At 60.9% G+C, this 20,248-nt stretch carries 23 protein-coding genes and 1 pseudogene; 14 read left to right on the top strand and 10 right to left on the bottom strand.

Going from position 1 to position 20,248, the window contains the following annotated elements; genetic code table 11:
* Nucleotides 1-24 precede the first annotated feature (24 nt).
* The 4 genes from ACIQY3_RS08310 to ACIQY3_RS08295 all read left to right on the top strand — a co-directional run bounded on the left by ACIQY3_RS08310 (nt 25) and on the right by ACIQY3_RS08295 (nt 4,228).
* Entirely contained in the window at nt 25-1,974 is a 1,950-nt protein-coding gene (locus ACIQY3_RS08310) for a DNA topoisomerase III (protein ID WP_403018464.1), read from the top strand.
* A 78-nt stretch (nt 1,975-2,052) separates the two neighbouring features.
* A complete protein-coding gene (locus ACIQY3_RS08305) occupies nt 2,053-2,682 on the top strand; it encodes a glutathione S-transferase family protein (protein WP_403018463.1) in 630 nt (209 codons plus the stop codon).
* Nucleotides 2,683-2,884: 202 nt separating this feature from the next.
* Entirely contained in the window at nt 2,885-3,403 is a 519-nt protein-coding gene (locus ACIQY3_RS08300) for a GNAT family N-acetyltransferase (RefSeq protein WP_403018462.1), read from the top strand.
* 495 nt (nt 3,404-3,898) lie between these two features.
* Entirely contained in the window at nt 3,899-4,228 is a 330-nt protein-coding gene (locus tag ACIQY3_RS08295; protein ID WP_290029078.1) for a hypothetical protein, read from the top strand.
* 197 nt (nt 4,229-4,425) lie between these two features.
* Here ACIQY3_RS08295 and cynR read toward each other — a convergent pair whose 3' ends face one another.
* On the bottom strand, nt 4,426-5,307 hold the full coding sequence (cynR, locus tag ACIQY3_RS08290) for a transcriptional regulator CynR (RefSeq protein WP_403018461.1): 882 nt from the start codon (nt 5,305-5,307) through the stop codon (nt 4,426-4,428).
* Between the two features lie 124 nt (nt 5,308-5,431).
* On the opposite strand from cynR, the gene cynS reads away from it, so the two are divergent.
* The 3 genes from cynS to ACIQY3_RS08275 all read left to right on the top strand — a co-directional run bounded on the left by cynS (nt 5,432) and on the right by ACIQY3_RS08275 (nt 6,909).
* A complete protein-coding gene (gene cynS / locus ACIQY3_RS08285; protein ID WP_403018460.1) occupies nt 5,432-5,899 on the top strand; it encodes a cyanase in 468 nt (155 codons plus the stop codon).
* A gap of 79 nt (nt 5,900-5,978) precedes the next feature.
* Nucleotides 5,979-6,215, top strand: coding sequence for a DUF2790 domain-containing protein (locus tag ACIQY3_RS08280; RefSeq protein ID WP_403018459.1), 237 nt, complete (start codon nt 5,979-5,981; stop codon nt 6,213-6,215).
* A 34-nt stretch (nt 6,216-6,249) separates the two neighbouring features.
* On the top strand, nt 6,250-6,909 hold the full coding sequence (locus ACIQY3_RS08275; RefSeq protein WP_054614365.1) for a carbonic anhydrase: 660 nt from the start codon (nt 6,250-6,252) through the stop codon (nt 6,907-6,909).
* Between the two features lie 3 nt (nt 6,910-6,912).
* Here ACIQY3_RS08275 and ACIQY3_RS08270 read toward each other — a convergent pair whose 3' ends face one another.
* Nucleotides 6,913-8,244: a PLP-dependent aminotransferase family protein gene (locus ACIQY3_RS08270; RefSeq protein ID WP_403018457.1), complete on the bottom strand. Its 1,332-nt coding sequence runs from the start codon at nt 8,242-8,244 to the stop codon at nt 6,913-6,915.
* An 87-nt stretch (nt 8,245-8,331) separates the two neighbouring features.
* Between ACIQY3_RS08270 and ACIQY3_RS08265 the strand changes: the two genes are divergently transcribed.
* Nucleotides 8,332-9,228, top strand: a complete 897-nt coding sequence (locus ACIQY3_RS08265) for a DMT family transporter (RefSeq protein ID WP_403018456.1) — start codon at nt 8,332-8,334, stop codon at nt 9,226-9,228.
* 9 nt (nt 9,229-9,237) lie between these two features.
* Here the strand turns inward: ACIQY3_RS08265 and ACIQY3_RS08260 are convergent, their stop codons facing one another.
* The 5 genes and pseudogenes from ACIQY3_RS08260 to glsB form a co-directional block, all read right to left on the bottom strand.
* Nucleotides 9,238-9,528, bottom strand: coding sequence for a BON domain-containing protein (locus ACIQY3_RS08260; RefSeq protein ID WP_403018453.1), 291 nt, complete (start codon nt 9,526-9,528; stop codon nt 9,238-9,240).
* 60 nt (nt 9,529-9,588) lie between these two features.
* Nucleotides 9,589-11,091, bottom strand: coding sequence for an aldehyde dehydrogenase family protein (locus tag ACIQY3_RS08255; RefSeq protein ID WP_403018452.1), 1,503 nt, complete (start codon nt 11,089-11,091; stop codon nt 9,589-9,591).
* Nucleotides 11,092-11,158: 67 nt separating this feature from the next.
* On the bottom strand, nt 11,159-11,545 hold the full coding sequence (locus ACIQY3_RS08250) for a CZB domain-containing protein (RefSeq protein ID WP_403018767.1): 387 nt from the start codon (nt 11,543-11,545) through the stop codon (nt 11,159-11,161).
* A gap of 36 nt (nt 11,546-11,581) precedes the next feature.
* Nucleotides 11,582-11,923: pseudogene (locus ACIQY3_RS08245) on the bottom strand (methyl-accepting chemotaxis protein); the annotation flags it as partial.
* Nucleotides 11,924-12,333: 410 nt separating this feature from the next.
* Nucleotides 12,334-13,242: a glutaminase B gene (gene glsB, locus ACIQY3_RS08240; protein WP_054050381.1), complete on the bottom strand. Its 909-nt coding sequence runs from the start codon at nt 13,240-13,242 to the stop codon at nt 12,334-12,336.
* 208 nt (nt 13,243-13,450) lie between these two features.
* On the opposite strand from glsB, the gene ACIQY3_RS08235 reads away from it, so the two are divergent.
* The 4 genes from ACIQY3_RS08235 (at nt 13,451) to ACIQY3_RS08220 (ending at nt 16,282) form a co-directional block, all read left to right on the top strand.
* Entirely contained in the window at nt 13,451-14,074 is a 624-nt protein-coding gene (locus ACIQY3_RS08235; RefSeq protein WP_403018449.1) for a ferric reductase-like transmembrane domain-containing protein, read from the top strand.
* Nucleotides 14,075-14,361: 287 nt separating this feature from the next.
* On the top strand, nt 14,362-14,877 hold the full coding sequence (locus tag ACIQY3_RS08230) for a DoxX family protein (RefSeq protein WP_403018448.1): 516 nt from the start codon (nt 14,362-14,364) through the stop codon (nt 14,875-14,877).
* A gap of 52 nt (nt 14,878-14,929) precedes the next feature.
* Nucleotides 14,930-15,553: a glutathione S-transferase family protein gene (locus ACIQY3_RS08225; protein WP_403018447.1), complete on the top strand. Its 624-nt coding sequence runs from the start codon at nt 14,930-14,932 to the stop codon at nt 15,551-15,553.
* Nucleotides 15,554-15,583: 30 nt separating this feature from the next.
* Nucleotides 15,584-16,282 (top strand): dienelactone hydrolase family protein, encoded by a 699-nt coding sequence (locus tag ACIQY3_RS08220; protein WP_403018446.1) that lies wholly within the window; start codon nt 15,584-15,586, stop codon nt 16,280-16,282.
* A gap of 128 nt (nt 16,283-16,410) precedes the next feature.
* Here the strand turns inward: ACIQY3_RS08220 and ACIQY3_RS08215 are convergent, their stop codons facing one another.
* Nucleotides 16,411-17,364, bottom strand: a complete 954-nt coding sequence (locus tag ACIQY3_RS08215) for a nitrilase-related carbon-nitrogen hydrolase (RefSeq protein ID WP_403018445.1) — start codon at nt 17,362-17,364, stop codon at nt 16,411-16,413.
* A 95-nt stretch (nt 17,365-17,459) separates the two neighbouring features.
* Nucleotides 17,460-18,392, bottom strand: coding sequence for a GlxA family transcriptional regulator (locus ACIQY3_RS08210; RefSeq protein WP_403018444.1), 933 nt, complete (start codon nt 18,390-18,392; stop codon nt 17,460-17,462).
* Nucleotides 18,393-18,564: 172 nt separating this feature from the next.
* Here ACIQY3_RS08210 and ACIQY3_RS08205 point away from each other — a divergent pair, with 172 nt between their 5' ends.
* Together ACIQY3_RS08205 and ACIQY3_RS08200 are read left to right on the top strand one after the other, a co-directional pair.
* Nucleotides 18,565-18,885, top strand: coding sequence for a YXWGXW repeat-containing protein (locus tag ACIQY3_RS08205; protein WP_054050395.1), 321 nt, complete (start codon nt 18,565-18,567; stop codon nt 18,883-18,885).
* Nucleotides 18,886-18,952: 67 nt separating this feature from the next.
* Entirely contained in the window at nt 18,953-19,165 is a 213-nt protein-coding gene (locus tag ACIQY3_RS08200; protein ID WP_403018443.1) for a YXWGXW repeat-containing protein, read from the top strand.
* A 330-nt stretch (nt 19,166-19,495) separates the two neighbouring features.
* Here ACIQY3_RS08200 and ACIQY3_RS08195 read toward each other — a convergent pair whose 3' ends face one another.
* A complete protein-coding gene (locus ACIQY3_RS08195; protein ID WP_403018441.1) occupies nt 19,496-20,119 on the bottom strand; it encodes a cell wall hydrolase in 624 nt (207 codons plus the stop codon).
* Between the last annotated feature and the right edge of the window lie 129 nt (nt 20,120-20,248).

Here is a 20,248-nt window from a genome sequence, read left to right as displayed (position 1 = left end):
AAACCGACTTGAACGATGGTGGTTATGCAGCTGTACCTCTGTGAAAAACCTTCCCAGGCCAAAGACATCGCGGCAGTGCTCGGCGCCAAGCGTCGGGGCGACGGTTGCTGGCTGGGAACGAACGTCACGGTGACCTGGTGCATCGGCCATTTGCTGGAAACCGCGCCGCCGGATGCCTACGACGCACGCTACAAGCGCTGGGTGCTGGCAGACCTGCCGATCATCCCCGACAAATGGAAGATGACCGTCAAGCCTCGCACCGCCAGCCAATACAAAGCGGTCAAGCGCTTGCTCGGCGAGGCCAGTGAACTGGTGATCGCCACGGACGCCGACCGCGAAGGCGAGATGATCGCCCGGGAACTGGTGGAGCATTGCCGTTATCGCGGGCCGATCCGGCGGCTGTGGCTGTCGGCGCTGGACGATGCCTCGATCCGCAAGGCCCTGGCGGCGCTCAAGCCGGGTGCCGAGACATTCAGCCTCTACCACTCGGCGCTGGGCCGTTCCCGGGCCGACTGGCTGATCGGGATGAACATGAGTCGGTTGTTCACCCTGCTCGGGCGCCAGTCCGGTTACCAAGGGGTGTTGCCGGTGGGTCGCGTGCAAACGCCGACCTTGCGGCTGGTGGTGGATCGGGATCGCAGCATTGCCGATTTCGTCCCCGTCGCCTACTGGGCCATCGACGTGCAGCTACTGCATGACGGCACGGCATTCACCGCGCAGTGGCGTGCGGCGTCCGATGTTTGCGACGATCAGGATCGCTGTCTGAATCAGGCCCTGGCGCAGCAAGCGGCGGCGGCAATGAGCAGCGCGACGAGCGCCCGGGTGATCAAGCTGCGCACCGAACGCATGCGTGAAATCGCGCCGCTGCCGTTCGACCTGGGCACCTTGCAGGAAGTCTGTTCGAAGAAACTCGGCCTCGGCGCCCAGGAAACCCTCGATATCGCCCAGGCCCTCTATGAAACCCACAAAGTCATCACCTACCCGCGCAGCGATTGCGGCTACCTGCCCCTGAGCCAGCACAGCGAAGCCCCAGGCATTCTCGCCGCATTGCGCCAGGCCGATCCGAGCCTGAACGCCTTGAACGAGCACCTGGAACCTCAGCGACGCTCACGAGCGTGGAACGATGCCAAGGTCAGCGCTCACCACGGCATCATCCCCACCGCAGCAGCGAAGAATCTCGAACGGTTGGTGGGCAAGCAACGGGCGGTCTACACCCTGATCCGTGCGCGCTATCTGGCGCAGTTCCTGCCCAACCATGAATACGACCGCACCCAGGCCGACTTCGACTGTGCCGGAGAAGCCCTGCGCGCCGTGGGCAAACAGATCGTCGAACCCGGTTGGAAGCGTGCCCTGCCCGAAGCCCTCGCACCGGCCAAGGGCCGTGAGGCGCCAGCGCCGCAAACTCTGCCTGCGTTGGCCGAAGGACGCGATTGCGCCGTGGCCGACGTCAAGCTCAAGGACCTCTGGACCCAACCACCCAAGCCGTTCACCGAGGGCGATCTGATTAAGGCGATGAAGAACGTCGCCAAACTGGTGGAAGACCCGCTGCTCAAGCAGAAGCTCAAGGACACCACCGGGATCGGCACCGAAGCGACCCGCGCCTCGATCATCCAGGGCCTGCTCGACCGGGGTTACCTGGTGAAGAACGGCAAGGCCCTGGCCGCAACGCCGGCTGCGTTCAGCCTGATCGACGCCGTACCGCGAGCCATCGCCGATCCGGGAACCACCGCGATCTGGGAACAGGCGCTGGACATGGTGCAAAGCGGCGAAATGAGCCTGGAAGAATTCGTCACCAAACAAGCGGCGTGGATGAGCAAGCAAGTCGCCCGTTGTGCGGGGATGAACATGACCATCAGCGGGCCGGCGAGCCCGGCCAGTCGCGGCGCCACGCCGTGGAAGAAAAAACGCAAGTCCGCCCCGCGCAAACCCGCGACCGGCACTAAACGCGCCGCAAAACCGGCGAGCAAAGCTTGATGGCACTTCGTGAAGTCCCGAATGGTCTAGTGTTGCTCAAGCCCGGCGATCGCCCCACTTTCTGAAAAGGCCCCGACCATGATCATCGTCCATCACCTGAACAACTCCCGCTCCCAGCGCATTCTCTGGCTGCTGGAAGAACTGGCCATCCCTTACGAACTCAAGCTCTATCAGCGCGACCCGAAAACCAACCTCGCGCCACCGGAATTGAAAGCCATCGATGCCTTGGGCAAATCGCCGGTAATCGAGGACGGCGCACAGAAGCTGATCGAGTCCGCCGCAATCATCGACTACCTGATTCGCCGCCACGGCCAGGGTCGCCTGCAACCTGATCCGTCCACCACCGCCTACGATCAATACGTGCAGTGGCTGCACTTCGCCGAAGGCTCGGCGATGCTGCCGCTGATGTTGAATCTGTATGTGGGCAAGTTGGGTGAAGCCGGCGCGCCGCTGCATCCGCGAATCAACTCGGAAGTGGCCAATTACTTGAGCTACCTCAACACCGCATTGAGCCAGTCCGATTACCTGTTGGGCGATGAATTCAGCGCCGCCGATATCCAGATGAGCTTTATCGGCGAGATCGCCAGGGCCCAGGGCAAGTTGCGTGACTATCCTCATATCGCTGCCTGGGTCGAACGCTTCCAGGCGCGTCCGGCTTACGCTGCGGCTTTGAAAACCGGCGGCAAGTACGACTTCGCGCCCCACTGAGAATCTGTAGCAGCCTGCGCCCGGCTCTGTAGCAGCTGCCGAGGCACGAGGCTGCGTTCGGCTGCGCAGCAGTCGTGTAATCAGCCGACGCGGTGCTTGAGGAAGACCACGAGCTCAGGTTCTACGACTGCTTCGCAGCCGAACGCAGCCTCGTGCCTCGGCAGCTGCTACAACTATCAGGCCTTACCAGAGCGCTCCCGCCATGTCTCGAATCGAATTGCATGCCGCCCATCGCGATGAGCTGGAAACCATTGAAAACCTGATGCAGTTCTACGTGTACGACTTCAGCGAATGGTTGCCGTTGAAACTGGGCGAGCAGGGTTTATTCAACATCCAGCCTAAACCGGGCTACTGGCAGCAACCGGCCACGCGCCCGTTCTTGATCAAGGTCGATGGCGAACTGGCCGGATTTGTGACCGTCGACGGTGATATCCACGTTGCTGGCGCCGAGTTCAACATCGGCTACTTTTTTGTCAGCCGACGCTTTCGTGGCCAAGGCGTCGCGAAGTTTGTCGTCTCTGCCCTCTTGAGCCGATTGCCCGGTCAATGGCAAATTTTCCACCTCGATGCGAACCAGCCTGCGCAGCGGTTCTGGGCGTGTGTGATCCCGGTTCTGACCCAGGGAGAATACACAACGCATCAACTGGAGGTGGACGGCTATCCGTGCACGTCCTACTGCTTCAAAAGCCCCCGCCACAGCCCTCCGGGCGACCTTTCCTAATTCCAAAACCACTTTGTCCGACAATATGTAGTGACTAAAAATAATCACTACATAACCGTTGACGCCATCGATTTGCCCTTGCATGATGCAGACGTCTCCCCGATCGGGAGTACAGGCAACATGTTTGAGCAAGCTCGTCTGACCGCCGAGCTGTTTTTCCCGGATACACGCTGCCCACAAGGCAGATTGAAGAAGCTGACCTGGCCCGAACGTCCAGTACAAGGACGAGAAGCGCTGGCGAAACGTTCTCATGAAGCTTGTGGCCGACCCTGAAAACGTCGGCAGTGGCCTCCAGGTTTTCGCCGCTTCTCTTCGTTGTGACGCTATTGCGTAGCAGTTATTCAACACGACTACATGCAACAGACGCGAGACCCCGTCGATTTGGCGGCTGACCGCTGACGTCCTGGTTTCGGTGCCAGGGATCAACTAACCGATGGGCTACCTGTATTAGCGAATCAACTTTGAAAGATCACCAAATGGTCAAGGGGCTTAATTATGAATTTGAACAATCAACCCACTATCGATGAACTGGCTCGTATGTTCGCTGCGCAAAAAGACAGCCACGACAGCCATATCCTGTGGATCAGCAAGTCGGGCCAGGTGCACATGGACTGCCTGTCGCCCCATGCTCACGAAGAAGAGTTCGACAAGAACAACCAGAACCTGTTGGCCCGCCTGAAGATGTACCGTCGCGGCCAGGGTTATGTCGGCAAGAAAGCCGCCGCCGACAAGGACTTCATCGGTAATGTTCTGCAAACTCTGAAACAGGCGTGGGCATCGATGCAGAACCAGAACGAAGTTCGGGTGATTGATCGGTTCTACTAAACAAGACTGAAAAAAAGGGTCTGCTCCCATCAAGGAGCAGACCCTTTTTTATGCCTGGGTTTTCACACAAGACTAATAAACACCTAAATCCCTGTGGGAGCGGGCTTGCTCGCGAAGGCGTCGTGTCAGCCAGCCGTTATGTCGACTGACACACCGCCTTCGCGAGCAAGCCCGCTCCCACAGGGGACTTGTGGTGATTAAGACAAATCGCTGCCCAACACCAACTCCACAAACGCCAACGCCGCCGCGCTGTGGTAGTTATTCCGGCGCCGTAGCAAAGCCGCCCCCCGCTGCGGCGCCTCACCCGCCACCGCAATCTTGCGCAACGCTCGATCTTCAGTCGCAATCGCCTCCGGCAAAATCGTCGCGACCGCCGTATGCCGAATCACCTCCAGCAGTGTGCTCACCGAGTTCACCTCGATCACCACTTTGGGCGTGATGCCTTGCTGGCGGAAGTATTCGTCGATGGACGACCGGGTAATGAACTCCGGCGCCAGCAACGCGAATTCCAGTTGCGCCACTTCGCTTGGCGTCAGCGTGGCCTGGCTTTCGTACAGCGGATGATCACGCCCGACCATCACCCCCAGCGTCTCGACGAACGCCGGGATGCACTCGATTTCCGGGTTTCTCACCGGCGTAAAAGCAATGGCGATGTCCAGTGAGTCGTCCGCCAGCCCGGCTTCGATGTCATCCATGGACAACTCGAAAATCTCCAGGTGGATGTTCGGAAAGCGCGCCACGTAGTCACGCACCAGCGGCCCCACCAGGTACGCCATGAAGGTCGGCGTCATCGCCAAGCGCAAGGTGCCGCGGGACAAGTCCTTCACGTCGTGCAACGCACGCTTGCCCGCCTCCAGTTCCACCAGCACCCGTCGGGCGCACTCGATGTAGGCCTCGCCGGCATCGGTGGGCTTGACCGTGCGCGAAGTGCGGTCGAACAGGCTCACGCCGAGAGTCTCCTCCAATTGCCGGATCTGCTGGGACAGGGTCGGCTGGGAGACGTGCAGCGCTTCGGCGGCGCGGGTGAAGCCGCCGTGGTCGGCGACCGCGATCAGGTAACGCAAGTGTCGGAGCAGCATCGGAACACCATCTATAGGCTGTGCTTATGCTAGGCATTGTATATCGGTCTTGGACGCTATGGATCAATCGGCAGAAGATTGCTCCACACACAGCAACAACCCAATCCGATAAAGGAGTCACACCATGCAACAGTCCCACGCTTACAACGATCAGAGTCTGGCCCTGACCACTTCGATCCTCGACGCCAAGGCGCGCAAAAACCTGTCCTGGCAGGACCTGAGCGATGGCACTGGCCTGAGCCTGGCCTATGTCACCGCTGCCCTGCTCGGCCAACACCCATTGCCGGAAGCCGCCGCCAAAGTGGTCGGCGACAAGCTGGAGCTGGACGCCGACAGCATCGCCCGTCTGCAAATCATCCCGCTGCGCGGCAGCCTGTCGGGTGTGCCGACCGACCCGACCATCTACCGCTTCCACGAAATGATCCAGATCTACGGCACCACGCTCAAAGCCCTGGTTCACGAGCAGTTCGGCGACGGCATCATCAGCGCGATCAACTTCAAGCTGGACATGAAGAAAGTTGAAGACCCGGAAGGCGGCTCCCGCGCCGTGATCACCCTGGACGGCAAGTTTCTGCCACTGCGTCCTTTCTAAACCCAGACTGGCCCGCGCTTTACCGGCGGGCCTCCCCCCAAAAAATCACGGATCACCACTTTCGACTGGAGGACGCCCCATGCAAAAAATTCTGTTCGCTCTGTCGCTGATCGCCGGTTTGGCGACCCAGGCTCAAGCCCAGGACAGCGCCGTCGCCTACCAATACGGCATGGACCTGGACATCGCCCAGGTCGTCAATATCACCCCGGTCGCCGATGTCTGCGGCCCGGCGCCGGTGGAGATGACCTACCTCGACTCCAAAGGCGCAACGCACATCTTGCAATACAGCGAATTCGGCACCGGTTGCTCGAACTGAGCCGCCACTGTTCATCACTTATGAGGAAGCAACCATGAAAGCGCTCATCGACGGTTTTTTGAAGTTCCAGAAAGAAGCCTTTCCACAACGCACCGACCTGTTCAAACACCTGGCCACCACTCAGCACCCCGGCACGTTGTTCATCACCTGCTCCGACAGCCGCGTCGTGCCGGAATTGTTGACCCAGCAAGAGCCCGGCGAGCTGTTTGTGATCCGTAACGCCGGCAATATCGTGCCGTCCTACAGCCCGCATCCGGGTGGTGTCTCGGCCACGGTCGAATATGCGGTTGCCGTGTTGGGCGTCACCGACATCGTGATCTGCGGCCACTCCGACTGCGGCGCGATGACCGCCGTGGCCAAGTGCAAATGCATGGATCACCTGCCCGCCGTCAGCGGCTGGTTGCAACACGCCGAGTCGGCCAAGGTGATTAACGAATCCCGGCCTCACGCCAGTGAAGCGGCCAAGGTCAGTTCGATGGTGCGTGAGAACGTGATCGCGCAACTGGCGAATATCCAGACTCACCCGAGTGTGCGTCTGGCCCAGGAAAAAGGTCAGTTGAACCTGCATGGCTGGGTGTACGACATCGAGACCGGTTCGATCGATGCGCTGGATGCGGACAGCCGCAGCTTCGTCTCTTTGGTCGAGCACCCGACCACCTGCGCGGTGTATGCCAAGGCTGCACAAGTCGCCTGAAAGCTAAAAGTAAGCCCCCACCACCTGCTTCACTTTCAACAGCGCTTGGCGAAGCGAATCCATGTCCACCGAGCCAAGCGCCAACCGGATCGCATGGGGGACATGGACCGACGTGGCAAACGGTTCGGCGGTGGACACCGACACCTGCTCATGCAGCAATGCCACGGCAATCTGATCCGCCCTGGCCTCTTCCGACAAGGGCAGCCAGACAAAGTAGGACGCGGGATGACGCACGTAGTGCAAGCCCACCAACACCTCGTCGACCACTGCCTGCCGGGCCTGGGCATCCGTTCGTTTTTGCGCTTCCAGCAACATGACGGTGCCGTCGTCGAGCCAGGCGGTGGCAATCGCCGTCATCACGCCGGGGGTGTTCCAGGTAGTGGCCCTGATCGTGCGCTCCAGCGCCGGAACCATGGCCAACGGCGCGGCAACAAAACCGACGCGCAATCCAGTAGCGATGCTCTTGGATAATCCGGAAACGTACACCGTCCTTTCGGGCGCCCATTCCGCCAACGGTGGTGGCGGCGCTTCAGCCAGGAACGCGTAGGCCGCGTCCTCGATGATCAGCAAATCATGCTTTCGCGCAATCGATACCAGTTGCTCGCGTTGATCGGCAGCCATCACGCAGCCCAACGGATTGTGCAAAGTCGGCATGCTGTAGACGGCACGCACCGAACGGCTTCGGCAGAGTTTTTCCAGCGCTTCGAGATCAGGCCCGGTCTCCGTCACGGGAATCGGCACCACTTCCAGGTGCAGCGTCTCGGCCAGCACCTTGAACCCCGGATAGGTCAGCGCATCGGCGGCGATCACGTCACCGGGTTGCAGCAGCGCCATCATCGTCACCGCCAACCCGTGCTGGGCGCCGCTGACGATCACCACTTGTTCGGCCGCCACGCTCAACCCGCGTGTCAGCAGATGCCGTGCCACCGAGGCCCGCTCATGCAGGCGTCCGGCGTGGGGCTGGTAGCGCAAATGGGATTCCAGGTCCCCGGACAGCGCCAGTTGGCGCAAGGCCATGCGCAACAGATCGGCCTGCCCCGGCAACGCCGGATAGTTGAAATTCAGATCTCGCATCCCCGCGACCACACTGGGCTGGTGCACGCCCAGGCTGGGTGGCAGCGAAGTCTCGCGGACAAAGGTGCCGCGCCCGGTTTCGCCACTGACCAGGCCCATGGCTTCCAGCTCGGCATAGACCCGACTGGCCGTGACCAGCGCCAGGCCTTCCGTGGTCGCCAACTGCCGATGAGTCGGCAAACGCGTGCCCGGCGGCAAACGGCCTGAACGGATATCGGCGGCAAAGGTGTCCACCAACGACTTGTACCGGGAGCGTGGCATCGGGAATGTATCCATGACAATTTTTTGATTGTCTTGATCTTCGGTCATAGGATGCGCTGAAAGCAACCCGACCTGACGAGACCCGCCATGGAACGTACCTCGAAGCTGAATAACCCGCCGCTGGAAACCAGCACTCGCGGCTGGATCAATGGACTGATCGGCGTGGTGATCTTCAGCGGTTCGCTGCCTGCCACGCGGTTGGCGGTGCTGGAGTTCGACCCGGTGTTCCTGACCGTGGCCCGGGCGACCATCGCCGGGATTCTCGCGCTGTGCCTGCTATGGCTGTTCAAGGAAAAGCGCCCTGCCCGGCATCAGCTTGTGCCGCTGATCGTTGTCGCGCTGGGCGTGGTCGTCGGGTTCCCGTTGTTGACCGCGTTGGCCCTGCAATACGTAACGTCCGCACACTCCATCGTCTTCATCGGTCTGCTGCCACTGGCGACCGCCGTGTTCGGCGTGTTGCGCGGTGGCGAGCGGCCAAAACCGGCGTTCTGGCTGTTCTCGATTCTCGGCAGTTTGCTGGTAGTGGGATTTGCCGTTTCCCAAGGACTTACCGCCTCGCCCACCGGCGATCTGCTGATGCTGTTGGCGGTGGTGGTGTGCGGGCTCGGTTATGCCGAGGGGGCGAAACTGTCCCGGACGCTGGGCGGCTGGCAGGTGATTTGCTGGGCGTTGCTGGTATCGCTGCCGGTGATGGCGGCGCTGACCTGGTATCGCTTGCCCGCTTCATTTTCGACAGTCAGCACGCCGGCCTGGCTGAGCCTGGCGTATGTGTCGCTGTTCAGCATGCTGATCGGTTTCGTGTTCTGGTATCGCGGACTGGCCCAAGGCGGGATTGCCGCCGTGGGCCAGCTTCAGTTACTGCAACCGTTCTTTGGCCTGGCGCTGGCGGCCACGCTGCTGCACGAGCAGGTCAGCCTGGGGATGCTGGGGGTCACCGTGGCGGTGATCCTCTGTGTGGCCGGAGCGCGAAAGTTCTCCCGCTGATCACCAGGGTTATTGATCGTCAGAACTGCCAGGCTTGAACACATGAGTGCGCAAGGCACTGGCCTCGACATCGACGACACCCTGGACCGAACGGGCCACTTCAACCGCCTGGTCACACTGGCGGTGGGTATCGACCATGCCGCTCAGCGCTACCGCGCCGCCATGGGTTTTGACATGGATGTGCAGGCCAAAGTTGGGGTCGGCCCGGGTCAGGGCCGACTTCACCCTCGCGGTCGTCCATGAGTCGCGGGCGGCCATGGCCAGGTCATGGGAGTAATGCTCAAAGGAATGAAGTTTCATGGTGAAAACCTCCATTACACAAACACAGACACCCGATAAGTATAGTGCGCTCCCAAGGGCTCAGCGTTTGACCGACAAATCCACTTGGGTCATGCGGCTGCGAACGGTGAACACGCCATCGCCCGAGAGAATCGCGCTGCGAGCGAACAGACGACCGCTTTCCCAGTTCGAAAGCCCCAGTTCCGGCTTGTTCAGCGCGTACTGGCCGTCGACCCAACGGGTGATGCCGTTGCCGACAAACGGCGCATTCACCGCGTTGTAGAAACGTTCATGCGCCTCAGCCGCTTCGCTGATCAGCGACACGGTGAACTGCGGACTATAGAGATTGAACAGCGCGATCGCTTGATCCAAGTCGTCAACGATCTTCAGACTGACTTCCGGGGTTTCTTCCCACTCCCACTCGCGGCCCAATTGAGCTTCCGCCAGCGGCTCGGCCAAGGCTTCGGTGACGTAGCCTTCGGCGCGATAAACCTCGACCGTGGCGCCCTGCCAGTCACTCGGCAAATACGATTCGCTGCCTTCGACGATGTGCAATTTGCAGCCCTGGCCCCGTGCGGTGCCAACCTGTTGCAAGGCGTCGAGAAACAGCGGCACCAGTTCAGCGGCGCGCTCGCGCTGGATCAGGCAAACGTTCAGGGTGTTGCAGACTTTGCGGTCCAGGGAATTGCGTACTACGGCGGCAAACCGCGTGGCGTCGGCGTCTTTATCAGCGATCAACCAGGCGCCGCCAGTGCCGTGCAGGCTAACGGCAGTGCCAGCCTGTTGGGCGATGCTGCCCAGTTGACTGACCGCGCGCCCCGAACCCCGGGCCACGGCCAGCGACAGACGCCGATCGGCAAACATCGCCCAACCGGCAGCGTGATTGACGCTTTCCACCAGCGACACCGCACCAGTCGGCAACCCGGCATCGGCCAGTGCCGGATTCAAGGCGTGCTCGACAATAGCTTGGGCGGTGCCCAATGCATCGCTGCCAATCCGCAGCACCGCAGTGTTGCCGGTACGCAATACACCGGCGGCGTCGGCAAACACATTCGGCCGGCCTTCGAAGACGAAAGCGACGATGCCCAGCGGCGACACCACTTGCTCGACTTTCCAGCCGTCATGCTCGACGCAGCTGATCACTTTGCCGCGAGTGGCCGGCGCATCACGCCAGGCCCGCAGGCCGGCGATCATGTCGCGACGCATGCGCTCATCGGCGAGCAACCGCGTGGTGGAACGCCCTCGAGCCTTGGCGCGCTCGATGTCGGCCAGGTTGGCGGCTTCGATCAAGGCCCAGGTTTCGGCGGTTTCCAGACGCAGGGCAAACACGTCGAAGAACTCGCTGATGGCTTCATCGGACACCGCCGACATCGCGCTGAACGCCGCTTGTGCGCGCTCGATCGCCACGGTTGCCGCTTGCTGATCCACCACTGGAATCAACAACAACTCGCCGCTGACCTGCTCCACCAGCAGATGGTCACCGGGCTGAAAACGCGCCGCCAGTTCGGGGCTGACCACAGTGACGCGGTTACCAGCGAAAGGGATCGGAGTGCCAGCGACGAGACGTTCGAGCATCAGGGACATGAAGCGGTTTCACCATGCAGGGGGGCGGGCGGAAAAATGTATAGCAAAACCCGCCAAGCGTCACGCCTCAGGCGGGTGATTGCAGGCGCGAATGCAGCAGTCCCTTGACCGTGCGCATCACCGCGGCGTTGGCTTCTTCCATCTGCCCGACGTGATTGAGCGTTACATCCAGTTCGCCACGGGCATGGGCTTCCAGCGCTGCCTGGCCGCTGCTGTGAACCAGTCGATGGGGGACTTCCATGCGGCGAAAATCGGCGTCGCGCTGTTGGTTCTGGTTCTGCTCGCCGTAGTACCACTGGCCGAACATGCACTCGGTTTCATCCGGTAGCCTCAATGGCGAAAGCGGCTTGGGATTGAGCAAGCGGTCGTAGACGGTGACCTTGAGCGTCAGTTCTTGCAGGTTGGCCAGTTCGACGTTGGACAGCAGGTGCGACTGGTCGATTTCCCGCTGCATCTGCTGCGCTTCGCCGTACATGCCGGCCATGGTGTCGGCGGTTTGATCGATCACCGCGCCGAACGCGCTCGACACCTGACTCTGTTGCGAGATCGCCAGTTTGGCCTCGCTGATTTGCTGCTGGATGGCCGAGGTTTCCTTGACGATCTCCTGGGTCGCCTCGGCGGTTTTCTCCGCCAGCAAGCGCACTTCGCTGGCGACCACGGCAAACCCGCGCCCGGTTTCCCCGGCACGCGCGGCTTCGATGGCAGCGTTCAGGGCCAGCAGGTTGGTCTTGCGCGCGATGTCGCTGATCAGGTCCACGATGCGGTCAATCTCGCTGGCGCGACCGACCAGGTGCGTGATCACTCCTTCCAGCGCTTCAAGCCCCGCTTCCATGACCCGCGACTGTTCTTGCAGATGGCCGACGCGCTCGCGGTTGTCCACGGCGGCGCGGGCCACGGTTTCGGCCCGCTCGTGATTGAGTTTGAGGCGATGGTTGAGCATCGAAAAGGATTCGCTGACCGGCGACAGCGAGTTGCCGCAGGTCAGCAGGTGTTGCGCCAGGCCGCGAAAGAAATCGCGATCGCGCCGGTCTGCCGCATGCGCCGCCAGCGCTGCTTCATCGACCACGGGCTGCACGACCATCGCCTGGGGTTCAACGCTCTGTGCCACCGGTTTCTTGCGCCATCCGAAATTCATCCGTTTCCCCTGCCCGCCCGACGCAAAGCGTCAAAGCGCGGACGATACGAACGAACGGCGCACGGTAAAAGATCCAATCCGGCGAAAGACCGGTAGACCGCGTCGGATCAGAACACCGACCAGCCGATCCGCTGGCTCAACAACTCCAGCGCCGCCATGCCCGCCAGGGAGTTGCCGGCCGCGTTCAATTCCGGCGACCAGACGCACACCGTGAACTGTCCCGGCACCACCGCCACAATCCCGCCGCCGACGCCACTCTTGCCCGGCAGGCCGACGCGGTAGGCGAAGTTGCCCGCCTCGTCGTAGAGGCCGCTGGTGGCCATGATCGAGTTGACTTGCTGGGTCTGGCGCGCGGTAAGGATTTGTTCGCCGCTGTGTTTGCAGAAACCATCGTTGGCCAGGAAGCAGAAGGCGCGAGCCAGATCGATGCAACTCATGCGCAGGGCGCAGTGGCTGAAATAGCTGCGCAACACGGCTTCGACGTCGTTGTGGAAATTGCCGAAGGATTGCATCAGGTAAGCCATGGCGGCGTTGCGCGCGCGGTGCTGGTATTCGGATTCGGCGACTTTGCCGTCCACCATCACTTGCGGGTTGCCCGACAGGCGCCGGACAAAATCGCGCATCGACAGGGCCGGCGCGGCGAAGCGCGACTGGTTGATGTCGCAGATCACCAGCGCCCCGGCGTTGATGAACGGATTGCGCGGGCGGCCGCGCTCGAATTCCAGTTGCACCAACGAGTTGAACGGCTGGCCGGACGGCTCGTGGCCCAGGCGTTCCCAGATCGCTTCGCCGGAGTGGTCGATGGCCTGCACCAGGCTGAATACCTTGGAAATACTCTGTACCGAGAACAGCGTTTCGGCGTCGCCAGCACAATACAACTCGCCGTCATTGCCATACACGGCGATGCCCAACTGGTTGGCCGGCACGGTGCCGAGGGCGGGAATGTAGTCAGCCACCTTGCCCTGGCCGATCAGGGGACGAACTGCGTCAAGGATCTCGTTCAACAGCGCTTGCATGCCGGGTTCCGAAGTCTCGCCCCATGGGTTTGCGGGGACACAGTCGCTAGACGCCGCTGGTCCGGGACGGATCACAGTTTTGTAGAGGAATGTATCTGGGGCCCGTCCTGATACATCAAGAGGCTATCGGGACATATCGCCAACACACCGCGCGGGGACACTGCGGTTGTCTGCTGACCCTGGTCGGCCCTTGTTCCGGAGCGTTGTCATGAATACCTCAATTGCGCGTTATCACGGTTGGTCGCTGTTCGGCCTGCTGTCCTTGCTGGTGCTGCTGATGACCGGCCTGATCCTGGTGCTCAACCCGGATCTGGTGGAAGCCACCCGCAGCGCCATCCGCGCCACGGCCCGGACCTCGTTTGCACTGTTTCTCGCGGCGTTCCTCGCGTCGGCCTTCGCCGTGCTGGTGCCCTCGCCGTTCACTAAATCTCTGGTGCGCGAGCGGCGGTTTATCGGCCTGGCGTTTGCCTTTTCCCATCTGGTGCATGCGGTGCTGATTTATAGCTATGGGCAGTTGAATCCCGAGTTTTGGCCGGGGCGTACCACCGTGGGCAACATTCCGGGCTCGGTGGGTTATCTGTTCATTTTGCTGATGGCGATTACTTCGTTTAAAACCACCACGCGGCTGATCGGCGCCAAAGCCTGGAAAGCCCTGCACGTGACGGGTATGTGGGTGATTGCGGCGGTGTTTACCTATTCCAACTTCAAGCGAATTCCGATGAGTGCCTGGTATGTGCTGCCGTTCGGGATGATGTGCGCAGCGATTGCGGTGCGGTTGATGGGTAAGTGGGCGGTGAAGAACAAGCGTAGTCAGCGGGTTGCCTATTCCTGAGTCCACCCAGATCCCCTGTGGGAGCGAGCCTGCTCGCGAAAGCGGACTGTCAGTTACATCAACTTCGACTGACAGGTCCCCTTCGCGAGCAGGCTCGCTCCCACAAGGGGATTTTTGTTGTTTGGCGATTTTTTGTCTGGCTATGTATCGGAATGTGTACAGCCCCGCCCCAGACACACCAACGCTTCAAAACCCCGCCCCCGCGACACACCGCAGATACACCCACTTGATCAAATGACCCGGTCGATTGGCCCAGCCGATCAAAACCCTCAACGGAGATCAAGCCCATGAACACTTCACTTTCTTCGGCCGTCAAAGGCCTGCACCTGAACCTCGACCGTGCCGGCAGCTGGATTGCCCCGTTGACCCTGCGCATTTTCCTCGCCTGGGAGTTTTTCGAGTCGGGCCTGGAGAAATGGAACGGCCAGAACTGGTTCGCCGACATCCAGGATGCGTTCCCGTTTCCGTTCAACCACGTACCCGCCACGCTGAACTGGGAATTGTCGATGTGGGCCGAGCTGATCTGCGCCCTCGCGCTGCTGGTGGGCCTGGGCACGCGGATCTCGACGGTGATCCTGATCGTCGTCACTGTGGTCGCGACCGCCGCTGTCCACTGGCCGGCCGATTGGTCTACATTGAGTGAACTCGCCCAGGGCTACGCCATCAGTAACAAAGGGCACGGTAACTTCAAACTGCCGCTGATCTACCTCGCCGCCCTGATGCCACTGTTGCTCTGCGGCGCAGGCAAGCTCAGTCTGGATGCCTTGCTGGCTCGATTCTTCTGGCGTCGTCACAACCGCTGAAACGTCAGTGTCTCGAAAACGTCCCACACTCTATAAAAACGGAGCGATCGTCATGAGCCTCACTCTCTACGGTTTTGACGGCAGCAGTTATGTACGCACGGTGAAGATGCTGCTGGAGGAAAAAGGCGCGGATTTCGATCAGGTGCAGGTCAACGTCATCAAAGGCGAACCGCACCTGCCGGAACACCTGGCCCGCCACCCTTTCGGCAAGGTGCCGGTGATCGATCACGATGGTTTCCGGATCATTGAAACAGCGGCGATCATGGCCTATCTGGATGAAGTCCTGCCCGGCCCGTCGCTGACCCCGGACAACGCCCACGACCGTGCGCGCAGCCACATGGCCATGGGCATTTATGATTCCTATGGCTACGGTTCGCTGGTTTCGGTGTTCGGCTATCACCTGTTTCCGGACTTTATTGGCGGGCAGAATGAAGACTCCCGCCGCAAAGGCATCGAAAATTCCAAGCGCGTATTGCGTGAACTGATGAAGATAAAGGGCGATGATCCGTATATCGCCGGCCTCGCACCGAGCTTCGGTGACTTCTACCTGGCTCCGGGCTGCGCCTACATCGCCATGACGCCGGATGCAGGGCAAGTATTTGCCGTTGACGGTTTCGCCGAGTGGTGGAAGCGTATGCAGGCCTTGCCCAGTTTCCAGGCCACCGCACCGCAATAAACTCAACCCTTACTGAAGACAGGAGCCACCATGAGCGTGACCACCCAATGGATCGAGATCGACAGCCCCGAAGGTAAATTCGGCGCTTACCTGGCGATTCCCCATACCCAGAAGGGTCCGGGGATTGTGTTGATCCAGGAGATCTTCGGCGTCAACGAACACATCCGCTCGGTCGCCGAGCAATACGCCGCCGACGGCTACCTGGTGATCGCACCGGACCTGTTCTGGCGCAGCGGCCCGCGCATCGAATTGACCTACGACGAAGCCGGCTGGAAACGCGCAGTGGAGTTGATGAACGCCACCGACTTGACCAAGGCCCAGGCCGACATCAAACTGGCCATCGATGCCCTGCAAGCCCAACCGGGCCTGGATGGCGGCATCGCGTCGATCGGTTACTGCTTCGGCGGCTTGCTGTCGTATCACACCGCCGCCAACGGTTTCGTCGACGTAGCCATCGCCTATTACGGCGGCGGCATCCAGAACCAACTCGACCGCGCCGATGAAATCCAGGTGCCGTTGCTGATGCACTTCGGTGAGGCGGACAGCCACATCTCATTGGAAGCCGTGGAGAAAATCGCCGAGCGTTTCGACAATAACGACAACGTGGAAATCGTGGTGTATCCGGAGGCCGAACATGGCTTCAACTGCTCCCACCGCGACAGCTACAACCAGCGCGCGGCCGTTGAGGCCCATGGCAATACCCTGATCTTCCTGGGTATGGAGCTCTAAGCCCCCAACGCACAGCCCCTTGAGGGAGCGGGCTTACTCGCGAAGGCGGTTTGTCAGTTAGCAATGATGTTGACTGATGCGACGCCTTCGCGAGCAAGCCCGCTCCCACATTTAAAGCGTCGGCAGAATCACACTTCTTCCACTTGTTGAGGCTGCACACCGCGCTCATGCACATGCGCCGTCGGCGTGCGGTCGATCAGCAGGCTCAGCAGTTCCGGACGGCTGTAGTGACCGCGCGAATCCATCATGCGTTTGCGCTTGTCGATCAGGAACATATCCAGATCAACGATCACCTCGCCCTCGCCTTCCTGCAACGAACCCAGCACCACGCCATCCGGGCTGATGATCGCGGTGAAGCAACCACCCGAGATCGGGCCGATCGGGCATCCGGTGTCGGCCATGATTTGTGCTTGCTGTTCGGGGTTCAGCCACGCCGTGGAGTTGACCACGAAGCACGCCGACTCCAGCGCGTGCTGGCGAATGTTGACTTCCATTTGCGAGGTGAACAACGGGCCGGCGAACGAGCCGGGGTACATCGAGGCGTGGATCTGTTCGCCGTCGGCCATCAACGCATAACGGGCCAGCGGGTTGTAATGTTCCCAGCACGCCAGTTGGCCGATGCGACCCACGGCACTGTCGGTGGCGCGCAGGCCGGAGCCGTCGCCCATGCCCCAGACCATGCGTTCGTGGTAGGTCGGGGAAATCTTGCGCCGGTGCTGGATCAGGGTGCCGTCTGCGTCGAACAGCAACTGCGCGTTGTATAGCGTACCGCCGTCACGTTCGTTGACGCCGATGGACACGACCATGTTGGCCTGCTTCGCCGCTGCACCGATGGCCTCGGTTGCAGCGGAAGGTACCGTCACGGCCTGATCCAGTAACTTGTAGTGCTCAGCGCCCATTTCAAAGGGCGACTGCACGAAGGAAAAGTACGGGTAGTACGGCACGATGGTTTCCGGGAACACGGCGAACTGCACGCCTTGTTCACCGAGTTCGAGAATCTTCTGCACGACTTTATTGACGGTGCCTTCACGGCTGTAAAGGACCGGGCTGATCTGTACGGCGGCGGCTTTGACGATGGACATGGCGGCGATCTCATTGAGGGAATGGGCTTCAACGAGATCAATATTACGGTAATCATATTTTGTCTTAAATGCCGAATACGCCACCTTTTAGGACATCAGCCGCGATTGGCCCGCTGGATTACTTGCGGTGGTTGCCCGAACGCCCGGATAAACGCTCGACGCATGCGCTCGCGATCACCAAAACCGGTGTCGGTCGCCACCACATCGATGGAATGCCGGCCGGTTTCCATCATCAGCCGCGCCGCTTCCACCCGCAGGTTTTCCACGGCTTTGGCCGGTGATTGTCCGGTTTCGGCATGGAACACCCGACTGAACTGGCGTGGACTCAGGTTGGCGGCAACCGCCAGTTCTTCCACCGACAGCGAAGACTTGAGGTTGTGCTTGGCATAGGTCAACGCAGCCTGGATGCGGTCGGTCCGCGGCTCGAGTTCCAGCATCACGGAAAACTGCGACTGGCCCCCCGCCCGCCGGTGATAGACCACCAATTGCCGGGCCACACGGCGCGCGATTTCGGCGCCGAGATCCTTTTCCACCAGGGCCAGCGCCAGGTCGACACAGGCGCTCATGCCCGCCGCGGTCCAGATATTGCCGTCGTTGATGAAGATGCGGTCCTCTTCGACGATCACCTTCGGATAAGCCTGCTGCAAGACGCGGGCGTGACACCAGTGAGTGGTCGCCCGCCGGCCATCGAGCAATCCGGCTTCGGCCAGGGCGATGGCGCCGGTGCAGATCGAACCCAGGCGCCGGGTGGTCAGGCTGGCATGACGCAGGAACGCGACCATGCCGGGAGATACCGGGCGAACCAGGTTTTCGCCCATCACCAGCAAGGTGTCGAAAGTGCGCTGGTCGAACGAGGTGGTTTCCACGCCAAACCCGGCCGACGTCTGCACCGTCCCGCCCTGCTCCGACAGCAAGGCGATGCTGTACACCGGCTCATCCGCGACGCTGTTGGCCATTTCGAAGGTGGCGCACATGGCCAGGCCCAACACCTGGAAACCGGGGTAAACGATGAGTCCGATGCTGTGCATCTGTTTTGACCTTAAACGTGGCCTGGTGGAATTTCAGGCCAGCCTGTTTGCACTGTACGCCCACCGCCAACCTGAAAAAAATTTCATTTTTCCCGGGACCAATCTTTTCCCGATACGGCGTCCAATTCATCAGCAGCATCCACTTTCAGGATGCCGGCCTAGAGGAGTTGTCATGAACGTTGTGCGCCCCCTGATCAAGTTGCGGCATGTCTTGCTCGTCCCTCTGGCGCTGGCAGCGCTGGCGAGCACGCCGGTGTTTGCTCAGCCCGAGATCATCATCCGCCAGGCGCCGCCGCCCGTGCGCATGGAACAAGTGCCGATGGCTCGTCCCGGTTACGCCTGGGACAACGGTCACTGGCGCTGGGACGGTCGCGGTTATGTGTGGGCGCCCGGTCACTGGCAACGGATGCACCACGGCGGGCGCTGGATGCCGGGGCACTGGGAGGCGCGCGGGCCGAACTGGTACTGGATCGAAGGGCGCTGGGTGCGTTGAGTGCTAAACGCTGGGTCTACCGGCTCGCCATCCTGGCGCCGGTTTGTATGAATCAAGGAATCAGGCAATGTCTCGACTGTTCAAGACCACTGTGATCGCCAGCCTCATGGCGATCACCCTGTCCGGCTGCGTCATCGAACCGGCCCGTCCACACCGACCGCCACCGCGGGTCGAGATGGTCCCGGTGATGCCCGCGCCGGGTTATCACTGGGTGGCCGGGCAGTATCGTTGGTCTCATAACGAGTGGGTGTGGGTGCCGGGGCATTGGAGGGGTTATTGATGCCGGATCTTAAATCTGCGTGAAGCTGATGGCCTCTTCGCGAGCAAGCCCGCTCCCACACTGAATCTGTGTCATTCACAGATCCAGTGTGGGAGCGGGCTTGCTCGCGAAGGCGGCCTGCCAGTCAACGCAGAAATTGGCACCTGCCCAACGACCCATCATTTCTCTCGATCATACAAATCACGAAAGCGAATTTTTCATTTCCCTCCGACCTGTTCACCATGGCACCACCTAAAACAGATCGGACGAACTCCTCATGAATTTCAATCTGGCGATTGCCTGCGTCATCGTAGTGTCTTTTGCCATCGCGCTGGGCCACGCCTGACCGCGCTATTTCGCGTCGCCGTCATGGGGTTTGTAAAACGTGAACAGGCCAATCTGGGCGGTCTTGATGTATTCATGCGCCCAGTCCGGTTTCACCGTACGGTCATGGAAATACATGGCGCCGTGGGTGCGATCCGGTAGTTGTTTGTTCAACGCCTTGCGCGCGATTTCCTTGGCGATCGCGTAAGGGGCTTCTTCCTGAGCCGTGTCCGGCTTGCCGTCACACCACCACGAAAACTGGCAGGCATGCTTTTCCGAGCCCTGCTTGACGATCCCGCACACCGTATCCGGAAAGCCCTCGTGGCCGAGGCGATTCATCACCACGTTGGCAACGGCTTCCATGTCGGCAGAGTCTTTGCCTTTGGCTTCCCAATAAATGCTGCGGGCCATGCAGGTGATGGCTTCGTCCAGCGGCGCGGTGCCGGCCGGGTCGACGGCCTGGACTTCGGATTGGGTGATCGTCTCGGCCTTTTTCGGCGCCGGGGCCGTGCTGCCTTTATCGGCGGCTTTCTCTTCCAGGACTTGAGCCTTGTCCACCGCGACTTCCTTTTTTTGTTCCTGGTCGTCCGCCATGACTTGGCCAGTGAAGAGGGTTAACGCGAGACAGGATGCAATCCACGGGAAGCGCATGATGGGCAGGCTCTGTAGGGCGTCGGCAGGCGACTTCGCTTCATTGTAGTCCGCAAATCACTGGATAAAACCGCGAACAAACAGCAAAAAGCCATTGCCCTGAACGGGGCGAAATCGCGCATCATGGGC

The organism is Pseudomonas sp. NPDC096950 (assembly GCF_044762525.1).
GTDB lineage: Bacteria > Pseudomonadota > Gammaproteobacteria > Pseudomonadales > Pseudomonadaceae > Aquipseudomonas.
Note: the sequence above shows the minus strand (reverse complement) of the source record. Positions and strands in the feature narration are given on the sequence as shown.